Source organism: Kribbella sp. NPDC048928 (assembly GCF_043197975.1).
Classification (GTDB): Bacteria; Actinomycetota; Actinomycetes; order Propionibacteriales; family Kribbellaceae; genus Kribbella.
In genome coordinates, this window is record NZ_JBICUC010000003.1 from 714,378 (window position 1) to 726,661 (window position 12,284).

A 12,284-nucleotide genomic window follows, 5' to 3' on the forward strand; every position below is an offset into this window, starting at 1 on the left:
GGCTGTTCTCGTGCGTGAAGCAGTTGTCTGTGAGCCGGTCCGGACGCCGATCGGCCGGTACGGCGGTACGTTGCGGAGCCGGACCGCCGTCGAGCTCGGGGTCGCGGCCCTGACCGGCCTGATCGAACGCACCGGCATCGATCCGGAGATCGTCGACGACGTCATCCTCGGGCACGCGACCGCGACCAGCGACGCACCAGCGATCGGCCGCGTGGTTGCACTCGACGCCGGGCTGCCGGTCACCGTTCCTGGTCAGCATGTCGACCGTCGGTGCGGCTCCGGTCTGCAGGCCGTCGTCAACGCGGCGATGCAGGTGCAGACCGGCGTCCACCAGGTGATTGTTGCCGGGGGCACCGAAAGTATGAGCAACGCGCCGTTCTACTCGACCGACATGCGGTGGGGTGCGGGCGCCACCGGCGTACGGATGTGGGACAGCCTGGTGCGGGCCAGGATCACCGCCGGCGGGCGATCGCATCCGGTCCCCGGCGGAATGATCGAGACCGCGGAGAACCTGCGCCGGGAGTACTCGATCAGTCGCGAGGAACAGGACCAGCTCGCCCTCGTCTCGCATCAGCGGGCTGTGGCGGCGCAGCGTTCCGGAGTGTTCGACGAGGAGATCGTCCCGGTCACCGTGCCGTCGAAGCGCGGTGATCAGCAGGTCAGTACGGACGAACACCCGCGCCCGGAGACCTCGCTGGAGTCGCTGGCCGCGCTCAAGCCGATCCTGGGCGCCACCGATCCGGAGGCGACGGTCACGGCCGGAAACGCCAGCGGTCAGAACGATGCGGCCGCGCTGTGTCTGGTCACCTCTCCGGAGCGCGCCGACGGGCTCGGGCTGCGGCCGCTGGTGCGACTGGTCAGCTGGGCGGTCGCCGGCGTACCGCCGAAGGTGATGGGGATCGGCCCGGTGCCGGCCACCCGAGCGGCCCTGCAACGGGCGGATCTCGACCTCGCGGACCTGGATGTCATCGAGCTGAACGAGGCGTTCGCCGCGCAGACGCTCGCCGTACTGCGGGAATGGAAGTTCACCACCACCGACCTCGAGCGGACGAACATCCACGGCTCGGGCATCTCACTCGGGCACCCCGTCGGCGCGACCGGTGCGCGCATGGTCGGCTCGCTGGCGCGGGAACTCACCCGTCGGCAAGGCCGGTACGGACTCGTGACGATGTGCATCGGCGGCGGTCAGGGCATGGCCGCGGTCTTCGAGCGGGTGAGCTGATGGCCGCGTCGTTGCGGGCCGCGATCGAGGCCGCGAACGGCCCCGCGCTCGGTACGTTCGTGAAGGTTCCGGCGCCGGAGGTCAGCGAGATCATCGCCCGGAGCGGATTCGACTTCGTCGTCATCGACACCGAACACGCGTTGCTGTCGGTCCGCGACGTGTACTCGATGATCGTCGTCTACAGCGGTCTGGGCGTACTCCCGCTCGTTCGGGTGAGCGACCACGGCTACGGCGACGCGCAGCGCTATCTCGACGCCGGAGCGGCCGGCATCCTGGTGCCGCACGTCTCGAACGTCGATCAGGCACAGCAGGTCACCCGGCAACTGCTCTTCCCGCCGGCGGGCACCCGGGGGATGGGGTTCGCCGGTCGTGCCGGCCGTTGGGGCGGTCTGCCGGGCGGGCGTTCCGAGTACGTCAGGTACGGGCAGCAGGACGCGGTTCGGATGGCGATGATCGAGGACGCCCAGGCCGTCGAGAACATCGCGGAGATCCTCACGACCGACGGACTGGACGCGGCCTTCGTCGGGCCGGGCGATCTGTCGCTCAGCCTTGGGGTTGCGGCGGGCGATCCTGCTCTCGGCGCAGCCGTGGACACCGTCATCACGGCCGCTGTTGCTGCGGGCGTACCGGTCGGCACGGTGGTGTCGAGCCCGGAGGACGCGCGTCGACGGGCCGAACAAGGCTGCGGATTCCTGATGGTCGGCAACGACACCGGCCTGATCCGCAGCGCGGCGACCGCGGCGCTGTCGTCCCATCGCGCAGCAGTCACCGGAACCTAGGACGTACTTCCATGCCGATGCGCTACAGCACGTTCGGCCGGCGGACCGGGCTGCGGGTGTCCGAGTTCGCGCTCGGTACCGGCAACTTCGGGACCGTCTTCGCCGCGGCCGCGGACCTCGACGAGGCGCCGTTGATCCTGAAGGCGTTCGCGGACGCCGGTGGCACGCTGATCGATACCGCCGACGGTTACAACCACGGCCAGTCCGAGAGGTTCGTCGGCGATCTCGTGGCCGGGGACCGCGACCACTTCGTCATCTCCAGCAAGTACACCAACGGTGCGTCGGCCGATCCGGACATGCAGCGACTGGGCAACGGCCGGAAGAACATGATCCGCTCGGTCGAGGACAGCTTGCGCCGGCTGCGGACCGACTACCTCGACCTCTACTGGGCGCACCATCCCGACTCGATCACGCCGCTCGACGAGATGATGCTCGCCTTCGACCACCTGGTTGCCGCGGGCAAGGTGTTGCACGTCGGCCTGTCGAACTTCCCGGCCTGGCAGGTCGCGCGGTCCGCGACCCTCGCCGAGCTCCGGGGCTGGGCGCCGCTGGCCGGCATCCAGCTCGAGTACAGCCTGGTCGAGCGCTCCGGCGATCGCGAACTGCTGCCAATGGCGAACGCGCTCGGTCTCGGTCTGACGATGTGGTCGCCGCTCGGCGGCGGCCTGCTGACCGGCAAGTACCGGCGCGGCGAGACCGGCCGGATGGGGCAGCCGCGACGGATTCATCGCGAGGACACGCCGACCAAGGTCGCCACGCTGGACGCTCTGATCGGGGTCGCAGTGGAGATCGGTGCCGCTCCCGGCCAGGTGGCGTTGGCGTGGCTCAGAACGCTCGGCCGGAGGTCGGGTACGCCGTCGATCCCGATCATCGGGCCGCGGACCGTTGGCCAGCTCGACGAACAACTCGGCTCGTTGGACGTCGAGCTCGACGACGCACAGTTCGCCCGCCTCGATCAGGCATCCGCGATCGCGCTCGGCGCACCGTACGACGGCACCGAGGCGGCGTACCGCCGGCTGCTCGGCGTGGATCCTGACCGTTTCGTACGGCCCTAGGCCACCTGTACCGGCGGTGCCCAGCCGTTGACCACGGCAACCAGTTCGTTGTAGCGCTCCCAGCGCGGGTCCGCCGTCCGGCGCAGCGCGATCAGCTGAGCGCGGTACTTCGGGTCGGCGCGGAGTGGGTCCCCGCCGGCGAGCGCGTGGAAGCCGGCGGCGAGGCGGCGTATCGCCGTACGGAAATCCTCGGAGGCCATCAGCTCGGTCAGCTCCAGCCAGGCCTCGAGTTGTGCGGGCCCGGCGTCCTCGGAGAGTACGGGCGTGAGGTTCTGGTGGACCGCAGGGGGGACGTCGGGCAGCGTTGCGTCGAGGAAGTCCGCGATCAGCGCGCGGCGTTCCTGCTCGGACTGTTCGGTCATGAGATGAAGCTCCTCCAGGTCGGGATGCGTGGCCAGGACCACGAGCAGGGCATGCTGCCGTTGCAACGTACGCAGCTGAATCGCGACCGCATCCGCATGCGTCGCCGCCACCTCCGCGAGCGAACGCTCCTCCAGCAGCACGGCCCGGATCGTCGGCAGATCCAGATCCAGGGCTCGCAACGTACGGATCAGCCGCAACCGCGCCACCGCAGCGTCGTCGTACCGCCGATGCCCGGCCGACGTACGCACAGCCGTCAGCAGCCCAAGATCGGAGTAGTGCCGAACGGTCTTCACCGAGACACCGGCAAGTCGCGCCGCCGCACCGATCGAGTGGTCCATGGCCACGACCCTCACACCTCCCGTAACAGGAGATGCAAGCCTAATCGCCGCTTATGGGGTGGGTCAGTTGTGGGCGAAGCGTTCTTTGGGGCGGGCGAAGGTGATGGAGATGGCGGCGACGATTGCGCAGGCGATGCCGACGCCGAAGGGGACCCAGTACGCGTCCGACGGGCCCCAGACGTCGACGGCGTGACCGGCGGCTGCGTTGCCGGGGGCGACGCCGAGCAGGATGCCGGTGACCGTCCAGGTGATCGCCTCGGTCAGGCGTTCCGGCGGCACCCACTCCTCGACGCAGGCGGTGACCGCGACCATCGTCGGCGCGATGGTCATCCCGCAGCAGAACAGCACCACACCGAGCAGCGGGATGCTGTTCACCCAGGGGAGTGGCGCCAACGTGATCGCGAGCGCGATCGTGCCGAACAGCAGCCGGCGCTCGACCGGAGCGCGCCAGTGCACCGAGCCGTACCAGAGCCCGGCCAGCAGGCTGCCGAACGCCCAGATCGCCAGGACGACGCCGGCCAGCCCGGCCTTGCCCTTCGAGGTCGTGAAGGCGACCGTGATCACCTCGGCGCCACCGAGCGTCGCGCCGAGCCCGAGACCGATCAGGCTGAGCAGAAGGATCGACAACCAGGGGAGAGGTGCCTGTTCGCTCCCGTCCGGCTTGCCGCGCCCGGGCGGGTCGGAGGCGCGCAACGAGGCCAGCCAGATGCCGCCGATCAGTCCCAGTACGCCGGCCGCGGTCAAGGCGGCGTACGGGCTGGCCTGGGTCGCGAGGGTGGTGACCAGGACCGGGCCGACGATGAAGACCACCTCGTCGCCGACGGCCTCCAGCGCGAACGCGGTCTGCAGCGCCCGGCCGCGGCCGAGCAGGTACGTCCAGCGCGCCCGGACGAACGAACCGACCTGCGGACGGGTGCCGCCGGCAACGAACGACAGGACGTACAGCACCCAGGTAGCCGCGCCGCCACGCACGGCGACCAGCAACCCGGCCAGACCGACCGTGCAGGCGACCGAGCCGATCAGGATCAGCCCGCGCTGCCCGAACCGGTCGACCAGCCGGCCCTGGATCGGGCCGGTCAGTGCGCCCGCGATCACGGCCACACCGGAGACTGCGCCGGCCAGACCGTACGAGCCGCTCTCCTGGGCGATCAGGATGACGATCCCGAGGCCGATCATCGAGATCGGCATCCGTCCGAGAATGCCGGCCGCGAAGAACGCGCCGGCGCCGGGACGGCGGATGAGATGGAAGTAGGGCTTGAGCATGAGAGACCGGGAGAAGCTTAGGACATCGCCGTCTGAGAAGCTTGGAATATGTCGCCTGCTCCGACTCCGATCGACACCACCCCGTACGACGCCGTCCTGCTGCTCTCCTTCGGAGGCCCGGAGAAACCCGACGACGTGCTCCCCTTCCTGCAGAACGTGACCCGCGGCCGCGGTATCCCGGACGAGCGGTTGAAGGAGGTCGGCGAGCACTACTACTCGTTCGGCGGCAAGAGCCCGATCAACGACCAGAACCGGGCGCTGCTGAAGGCGCTGCGGGCGTCGTTCGACGAGATCGGGCTGGACCTGCCGATCTACTGGGGCAACCGCAACTGGGCGCCGTACCTGACCGACACGATGCGCGAGATGGCCGCCGACGGGATCCGCCGGGCCGTGGTGATCGTCACGTCCGCCTACCCGTCGTACTCCGGCTGCCGCCAGTACCGGGAGAACCTGGAGGACGCTGCCCGCGAGGTCCCGGACGCGCCGCGGATCGACAAGCTCCGGCACTACGCGAACCATCCGGGCTTCGTCTCGTCGTTCGTCGAGTCGACCGCCGCGGCGCTGAGCGCGCTGCCGGAGGGCTCCGCGATCGCGTACGTGACGCACTCGATCCCGACCGCGATGAACGCCACCAGCGGCCCGGATGGCAACGGGTACGTCGACTGGCACAACGACGTCGCCGCCTCGATCACGGCGGAGCTGGAGCGCCGTACGGGACAGCAGCGGCGGACCGACCTGGTCTACTGCTCGCGGTCCGGGCCGCCACAGGTGCCGTGGCTGGAGCCGGACGTCAACGACCACCTCGAGGCGCTTGCCGCCGAGGGACAGCCCGGCGTGGCCGTCGTACCGATCGGGTTCGTGAGCGACCACATGGAGGTCATCTACGACCTCGACACCGAGGCCGCGAAGACCGCCGAGAAGCTCGGCCTGCCGATGGCGCGGGCCGCTACGCCCGGAACCGACGAGAGGTTCGTCACCATGCTCCGCGACCTGGTCGTCGAGCGGGCCGCGGCCGAGCGCGGCGAGCAGCCGGACCGGCCGTGTGTCGGCAGGCTCGGCCCGGCCTGGGACGACTGCCGCCACGACTGCTGCCCACCCCTGCGCCGACCAACCCGAGCTAAGGAAGCCGTATGACCTCTCCTGAAGAGTTGCTGAAGCTTGCGGTGAGCGTGGCGGAGGAGGCGGCGCGGCTGATCGTCGAACGGCGCCGCGGCACGATCACCGTCGCCGACACCAAGAGCACCGTCACCGACGTGGTGACCGCCGTCGACCGCGAGTCCGAGGAGCTGATCCGCGCCCGGGTGCTGCAGGCCCGGCCGGACGACTCGTTCCTCGGCGAGGAGGGCGACGACGTGGTCGGCACCAGCGGTGTGCGCTGGGTCGTGGACCCGATCGACGGCACGGTCAACTACCTCTACGACATCCCGACGTACGCCGTCTCGATCGCCGTCGAGGTGGACGGGCAGACGGTCGCCGGCGTTGTCGTCGACGCCCCGAAGGGCGAGCTGTTCACCGCGACGCTCGGTGGCGGCGCGTTCGCCGACGGCAAGCCGATCCAGGTGTCCGGGGAGACCGAGCTGGCCAAGGCGCTGGTCGGGACCGGCTTCGGGTACGACCCCGCGCGCCGTCAGGTGCAGGGCGAGGTCGTCCAGCACCTGATCACCAAGGTCCGCGACATCCGCCGGATCGGGGTCGGCGCGATCGACCTGTGCTATGTCGCGTGCGGCCGGCTGGACGTGGTGTTCGAGCGCGGGCTGAACCCGTGGGACTACGGCGCCGGCGCGCTGATCGCGTCCGAGGCGGGAGCCACCGTGGGCGGGCTGAACGGTGCCCCGGTGTCGCCTGAGATGTCCATCGCGGCGGCCCCGGCACTGTTCCAGCCGTTCCACGACTTGTTGGCCGCAGCCGACCCGTTGCGCGCTTAGAGTCTTCTGAGTGCTCGTTTCTGCGCAGTACCGAGCAGTAACGAGCATTCGCGTGTTCGGTACTGACATTTGTTGCGACACGCGGGCCACACCATGGACCCAGTCGTGCATTGCGGGGCGTTATAGGGCACAATCCCGTCCTCGGGAACGGTGATTGCCGATCCCGGCCTGGCTGTCAAGGGTTTCGGGGGACGAAGATTCAGCGCGGTGGCTCCGACGCGGAATTTCTCGGCCGCTCCACCCGTTCAGGGCTCAGCAGGCAACACCACGGGTACGAAGAGGGCAGGGAAACACCATGGCGACTGATTACGACGCCCCGCGCAAGACGGACGAGGACGCTTCCGAAGAGTCGATCGAGGAGCTGAAGACTCGGCGTCACGACAAGAACTCCGGCAAGGTCGACGAGGACGAGGCCGAGGCCGCGGAGAGCTTCGAGCTGCCCGGCGCGGACCTGAGTCACGAGGAGCTGGCGGTCCGGGTGCTCCCGCGCCAGGCCGACGAGTTCACCTGTTCGAGCTGCTTCCTGGTTCACCACCGCAGCCAGCTCGCCGATACGAAGAACGGGCAGCTGATCTGCCGCGACTGCGCAGCCTGACACCAGCGCCCTTCTTCGCCGTACGAACAACAGCGGGACCGACCCACACCACGTGGGTCGGCCCCGCTGTTGCCGTTTGTTGCTAGTCCTCTTTCTTGGCCAGCCCGGTGTCGGTGCCCTTGATGAGCCCCTGGGTGGCGTCGGTCTCGTAGCCGGGCGGGGCGTAGCCGGTGGACTTCAGCCAGTACGCGGCGGCGCGGCGCTCGGCGAAGAGCCGCGCGGCGGCGGCCGCACCGGCGCTGACGGCGGCCCAGGTGGCGACCTCGGCATACCCGCTGCCCTGGCCGTGTTTCGGCGGCTTCCCGCCGGAGCCGAGCTTCCAGGCCGTGCTGACCGCCTTGCTCGCGGCCAGACCCACCACGATCGTGAACGCGGCCTGCACCAGCTTCCAGCCGATCTTCGCTCCCACCACTGCAAACCTCCTCGAACGACTGCTGCTCTCTAGGATCTTCCCACGGTGTGCCCGCTCAGTGCCGCAGCCAGCCGATCGGGGTGCCGCGTGGCGATCAGCCAGTACGGCGCCGGGTCGCCCGGGTCCGTGATCTGTACCCGGACCGCGCCCGGCAGGTAGCTGCGCAGCACGAGGTACGCCTTCGCGTCGCAGTCGCGCCCGAACGCGTTCCGCGCCGCGTCGCCGGTGAGCGCCTCGACCGCGCCGAGATGCGCCCGGTCGATCTGCGCACGGCCGGCCGTCAGCCGCTGCTCGTCGACCTCGACGCGCGCACCGCCGTACCGGACGAACGTCGACACGAGCAGCAGCGCGGCGACCCCGGCGACGATCGCACCCGCGATCACCCCGACCGGGACGGCGACGATGACGAACAGCGTGACGACCGATGCGACGGCGATCAGCCACCACGACACCGGCACCCGCAGACTCTCCCGGTACATGCTTTCCTTCAGGACCACAGCACCAGCCTGGCACGTGGTCCGCCCGGACGGCTCGATAGGGTCACCTCTCGTGACCGAGGTACTGATCCAGCGACTCGACCCCGACCTGCCGATCCCGTCGTACGCGCATCCCGGCGACGCCGGCGCCGACCTGGTGGCGGCCGCCGACCTGACGCTGAAGCCGGGGGAGCGCGGCCTGGTCGGCACCGGGATCGCGATCGCCCTGCAGGACGGGTACGCGGCGTTCGTACACCCGCGCTCCGGGCTGGCCGCCAAGCACGGCGTCTCGATCGTCAACGCGCCCGGAACCGTCGACGCCGGGTATCGCGGTGAGATCAAGGTCTGTCTGATCAACCTCGACCCGAGCACCGAGGTGACGGTGCGGCGCGGCGACCGGATCGCGCAGCTGGTGATCCAGCAGGTCGAGAAGGTGCGGTTCGTCGAGGTCGGTTCACTGCCCGGTTCCGCGCGTGGCGACGGCGGGCATGGGTCGACCGGGGGTTTCGGCGATGTGACACGCTGAGCAGGTACACCGCTTGACCTGCCGGATGCGCGAGACTACCGCCGCCGTATCAACACCAAGGAAGTAGGCAACAGCTGTGATCTTCCGCCGCAAGGGCAAGAACGACGAGCCCGAGACGAGCGAAAGCGTCGAAGAGGCCGCGCCGGACGCCCGGGCCGCGGGTCCGTTCGACGCGAGCGAGGTCGAGGACCTCGACCTGGAGGCGGACGACCGGATCGACCTCGGCGCGCTGAAGGTGGCCGGGATGCCGGGCATGGAGCTGGGGCTGCAGGTCGACGAGGGCAGCGGTGTCGTGCAGGCGGTGCTGCTGATGCTCGACGACTCCGCGCTCGAACTGCGCGCGTTCGCGGCGCCGAAGACCAGCGGCATCTGGGACGAGGTACGGCAGGAGATCATGGACGAGGCCGCCCGGATGGGTGGCACGGCGACCGAGACCGACGGCCCGTTCGGCACCGAGCTGGTGCTCGTCGTCCCGGTCGAGGACCCGGAGGGACAGGTCTTCAGCCAGACGTCGCGGGTGATCGGTGTCGACGGACCGCGCTGGCTGCTCCGCGCGACCGTCCTGGGCCGCGCCGCGGTCGAGCCGGACGCCGCGGTGCCGATGGAGGAGACGCTGCGCAACGTGGTCGTCGTCCGCGGGAACGAGCCGATGGCGGTCCGCGAGGGCCTGCCGCTGCAGCTCCCGCCGGGCGCCCAGCCGAACGAAACCGAAGAAGCCTGAGCGGTGCTGATGCCACGCCTCCGGCGCGGCGGGTCGTGGGGCTGTGACTCCCGGTCTTCCCTCGTCGCTCCAGTCGCTCCGCTCCCTGCGCTCCTCAGTCCAGACCGGGAGGCCCCACGACCGGACTACACTCGACATCATGGGTAGCAACAAACCCGCGGGGCTGTGGAAGCGTGCCTTCCGCGGTCTGGCCGGGGACCGCGATCAGCAGGACGCGGAGGTCCTCCAGGACTTCGCGCAGGACTGTGGAGCGCGCTCCATCACCGGCTGCCACGACCGGGAGCTCGTCACGCTGTACGGCACGCTGCGCACCATCACGTTCAGCCCGCGCGGCGGCGTACCGGCACTGGAGGGTGAGTTGTACGACGGAACCGGCACGGTCAAGCTGATCTGGCTCGGCCGCCGCAAGATCGGCGGCATCCACGCCGGCTCGGAGCTGATCGCCTCCGGGCGGATCGGCGTCGTCGACGGCGACCGGGTGATGTTCAACCCGCGGTACGAACTGCGTCCCCAGGCAGCTCATGGCTGAGCCGGAGGCCAAGCCCGCCGCCAAGGCGGGCACCCCGCAAGGAATCGGCAGCTGGGTCGGCATGATGGTCGACGTCGGCCTGCCCTGGATCGCGTTCACGCTGGTGTACGGGTTCAGTGACCACAACCTGAAGCTCGCGCTGATCGTCGCGATCTCGGCCGCGGCCGTGGTGGCGGTGTTCCGGCTGGTCCGGCGCAAGCCGATCGCGAGCGTGATCGCCGGCTTCATCGGCGTCCTGATCTCCGCGTGGACCGCGCACCACACCGGCCAGGCGCAGGACGCGTTCCTGCCCGGCATCCTGCTGAACGCCGGGTACGGGCTGGTGTACCTGGTGACGATCGTGACCCGGTACCCGCTGTTCGGCCTGCTGTACGGCGTGATCACCCAGACCTGGCTCTCCTGGCGGAGCGACCCGGACCTGTTCCGCGGCCTGAACCGGGTGACCATCGTGTTCGCCAGCCAGGTCGCGATCCGGCTGATCGTGATGGTCCCGCTGTACCTCGCGCACAACGTCGACGCGCTCGGCATCGCCAAGATCGGCCTCGGCCTGCCGTTCTACGCCGTCACCCTGTGGGCCGCGTACGCCGTGTTGCGGAACTCGATGCCGCCGGAGAAGTGGGACGAGGTCAAGGACAACTTCGCCCACATGCTCCGCGGCACCAAGCCCGACCCGGACAAGCAGCCGGAGCAGCAGCCCGAGAACCGCGCCTGACCGCTGCCTGCCTGAAGCCGCCGGGGTTACTCGGCGCGGTTGTGGTGCGGAGACAGCATGACCTCGAGCTGCTCCTCGGTCTCGTCCGCAGCGACGAACAGCAGTTCGTCGTTGAGCTCGAGGGTCCCCTCGGGGTCCGGGCGCAGCACGCGGCCCTCGCGGAGGATGACGACCAGGGCGGTGTCCAGCGGCCAGTCGACGTCGCCGACCCGCTGACCGATCATCGGGGAGTCCTCGGGCAGGGTCAGCTCGACCAGGTTCGCGTCGCCCTGCCGGAAGGTGAACAGCCGGACCAGGTCGCCGACCGACACCGCCTCCTCGACGAGCGCGGACATGATCCGCGGCGTGGACACCGACACGTCCACACCCCAGGCCTCGTTGAACATCCACTCGTTGCGCGGATGGTTGACCCGGGCAACGGTCCGCGGGACGCCGAACTCGGTCTTGGCGAGCAGCGAGACGACCAGGTTCACCTTGTCGTCACCCGTACTGGCGATCGCGACCTGGCACCGCTGCAGCGCCGCCTCCTCGAGCGAGGACAGCTCGCACGCGTCCGCGAGCAGCCACTCGGCGCGCGGCACCGACTCGGCCTTGATCGCCCGCGGGTCCTTGTCGATCAGCAGCACCTCGTGGCCGTTCTCGAGCAGTTCGCCGGCGATCGAACGACCGACGTTTCCGGCTCCGGCGATGGCGACCCGCATCACAGCTCCTCAGGCTTCGCGCCGAGCTGGGACTCGATCGCGGCGGCGTCCCGCTCCAGCATCACGACGTGCACCAGGTCACCCTCTTGGATGACCGTGTCGGCCTTCGGCAGGATGCCCTCGCCGAGCCGGGTCAGGAACGCGACCCGGGCACCGGTGGCCGTCTCGATGTCGAACGCCAGCCGCCCGATCCAGCCGGCGTGCACGTGCACCTCGGCCAGCCGGACGGTGCCGGACGGATCCCGCCACTCCGGCTCGGAGCCCTCCGGGAGCAGCCGGCGCATCATCTGGTCGACGGTCCAGCGGACGGTGCCGACCGTGGGGATACCGAGCCGCTGGTACACCTCGGCGCGGCCCGGGTCGTAGATCCGGGCGACCACGTTGCCGATCCCGAACGTCTCGCGCGCCACCCGGGCGGCGAGGATGTTCGAGTTGTCACCGTTCGAGACCGCGGCGAACGCCTCGGCGTCCTCGATCCCGGCCTCGATCAGGATCTCGCGGTCGAAGCCCATCCCGACGATGGTCCGGCCGGTGAACGCGGGGCTCAGCCGGCGGAACGCGTCGGCGGACTGGTCGATGATCGCTACTGTGTGGCCGCGTTTCTCCAGGCCACGTGCGAGCATCGACCCGACGCGGCCGCAGCCCATGATGACGACGTGCACTCCGT

16 protein-coding genes are annotated in these 12,284 nt (G+C 69.8%); 10 read left to right on the forward strand and 6 right to left on the reverse strand.

Annotation, left to right across the window (positions count from 1 at the left end; translation table 11 throughout):
* Window positions 1-10 precede the first annotated feature (10 nt).
* Genes ACGFI6_RS16835 through ACGFI6_RS16845 form a run of 3 tightly spaced genes read left to right on the forward strand, consistent with a single transcriptional unit; the run spans window position 11 to window position 3,056 of the window.
* Window positions 11-1,222 carry an acetyl-CoA C-acetyltransferase gene (locus ACGFI6_RS16835; protein WP_393119344.1) on the forward strand — a complete coding sequence of 404 codons (1,212 nt, stop codon included), beginning with the start codon at window positions 11-13 and terminating at the stop codon, window positions 1,220-1,222.
* A complete protein-coding gene (locus ACGFI6_RS16840) occupies window positions 1,222-2,001 on the forward strand; it encodes an HpcH/HpaI aldolase/citrate lyase family protein (protein ID WP_393119346.1) in 780 nt (259 codons plus the stop codon). Before ACGFI6_RS16835 ends, ACGFI6_RS16840 begins: the two co-directional genes overlap by 1 nt.
* Before the next feature lie 11 nt (window positions 2,002-2,012).
* Window positions 2,013-3,056 carry an aldo/keto reductase gene (locus ACGFI6_RS16845; protein WP_393119347.1) on the forward strand — a complete coding sequence of 348 codons (1,044 nt, stop codon included), beginning with the start codon at window positions 2,013-2,015 and terminating at the stop codon, window positions 3,054-3,056.
* On the opposite strand, the gene ACGFI6_RS16850 is transcribed toward ACGFI6_RS16845, so the two are convergent.
* Complete coding sequence (locus ACGFI6_RS16850; RefSeq protein ID WP_393119349.1) at window positions 3,053-3,757, reverse strand: MerR family transcriptional regulator; 705 nt, start codon at window positions 3,755-3,757, stop codon at window positions 3,053-3,055. The genes ACGFI6_RS16845 and ACGFI6_RS16850 overlap by 4 nt on opposite strands.
* A gap of 63 nt (window positions 3,758-3,820) precedes the next feature.
* Window positions 3,821-5,020: an MFS transporter gene (locus ACGFI6_RS16855; protein WP_393119350.1), complete on the reverse strand. Its 1,200-nt coding sequence runs from the start codon at window positions 5,018-5,020 to the stop codon at window positions 3,821-3,823.
* Between the two features lie 48 nt (window positions 5,021-5,068).
* On the opposite strand from ACGFI6_RS16855, the gene ACGFI6_RS16860 reads away from it, so the two are divergent.
* The 3 genes from ACGFI6_RS16860 to ACGFI6_RS16870 all read left to right on the forward strand — a co-directional run bounded on the left by ACGFI6_RS16860 (window position 5,069) and on the right by ACGFI6_RS16870 (window position 7,540).
* Entirely contained in the window at window positions 5,069-6,154 is a 1,086-nt protein-coding gene (locus ACGFI6_RS16860) for a ferrochelatase (RefSeq protein WP_393119352.1), read from the forward strand.
* A complete protein-coding gene (locus tag ACGFI6_RS16865; RefSeq protein WP_393119354.1) occupies window positions 6,151-6,945 on the forward strand; it encodes an inositol monophosphatase family protein in 795 nt (264 codons plus the stop codon). The genes ACGFI6_RS16860 and ACGFI6_RS16865 overlap by 4 nt, the downstream gene beginning before the upstream one ends.
* Before the next feature lie 295 nt (window positions 6,946-7,240).
* Window positions 7,241-7,540, forward strand: coding sequence for a DUF4193 domain-containing protein (locus tag ACGFI6_RS16870; protein ID WP_131352267.1), 300 nt, complete (start codon window positions 7,241-7,243; stop codon window positions 7,538-7,540).
* A gap of 82 nt (window positions 7,541-7,622) precedes the next feature.
* Here ACGFI6_RS16870 and ACGFI6_RS16875 read toward each other — a convergent pair whose 3' ends face one another.
* Together ACGFI6_RS16875 and ACGFI6_RS16880 are read right to left on the reverse strand one after the other, a co-directional pair.
* Window positions 7,623-7,949 (reverse strand): DUF4235 domain-containing protein, encoded by a 327-nt coding sequence (locus ACGFI6_RS16875; protein ID WP_393119356.1) that lies wholly within the window; start codon window positions 7,947-7,949, stop codon window positions 7,623-7,625.
* Window positions 7,950-7,981: 32 nt separating this feature from the next.
* Window positions 7,982-8,449: a DUF3093 domain-containing protein gene (locus tag ACGFI6_RS16880; RefSeq protein WP_393119358.1), complete on the reverse strand. Its 468-nt coding sequence runs from the start codon at window positions 8,447-8,449 to the stop codon at window positions 7,982-7,984.
* A gap of 52 nt (window positions 8,450-8,501) precedes the next feature.
* On the opposite strand from ACGFI6_RS16880, the gene dut reads away from it, so the two are divergent.
* From dut to ACGFI6_RS16900, 4 genes are all read left to right on the forward strand, one after another.
* Window positions 8,502-8,954: a dUTP diphosphatase gene (gene dut, locus ACGFI6_RS16885; protein ID WP_393119360.1), complete on the forward strand. Its 453-nt coding sequence runs from the start codon at window positions 8,502-8,504 to the stop codon at window positions 8,952-8,954.
* A 76-nt stretch (window positions 8,955-9,030) separates the two neighbouring features.
* Complete coding sequence (locus ACGFI6_RS16890; RefSeq protein WP_393119362.1) at window positions 9,031-9,675, forward strand: DUF3710 domain-containing protein; 645 nt, start codon at window positions 9,031-9,033, stop codon at window positions 9,673-9,675.
* Between the two features lie 139 nt (window positions 9,676-9,814).
* On the forward strand, window positions 9,815-10,204 hold the full coding sequence (locus tag ACGFI6_RS16895) for an OB-fold nucleic acid binding domain-containing protein (RefSeq protein WP_355690469.1): 390 nt from the start codon (window positions 9,815-9,817) through the stop codon (window positions 10,202-10,204).
* Window positions 10,197-10,916, forward strand: a complete 720-nt coding sequence (locus ACGFI6_RS16900) for a DUF3159 domain-containing protein (protein WP_393119364.1) — start codon at window positions 10,197-10,199, stop codon at window positions 10,914-10,916. The genes ACGFI6_RS16895 and ACGFI6_RS16900 overlap by 8 nt, the downstream gene beginning before the upstream one ends.
* A 26-nt stretch (window positions 10,917-10,942) precedes the next feature.
* On the opposite strand, the gene ACGFI6_RS16905 is transcribed toward ACGFI6_RS16900, so the two are convergent.
* Window positions 10,943-11,617: a potassium channel family protein gene (locus ACGFI6_RS16905; protein WP_393119366.1), complete on the reverse strand. Its 675-nt coding sequence runs from the start codon at window positions 11,615-11,617 to the stop codon at window positions 10,943-10,945.
* Window positions 11,617-12,279, reverse strand: coding sequence for a potassium channel family protein (locus ACGFI6_RS16910; protein WP_393119368.1), 663 nt, complete (start codon window positions 12,277-12,279; stop codon window positions 11,617-11,619). The genes ACGFI6_RS16905 and ACGFI6_RS16910 overlap by 1 nt, the downstream gene beginning before the upstream one ends.
* Window positions 12,280-12,284: the final 5 nt, after the last annotated feature.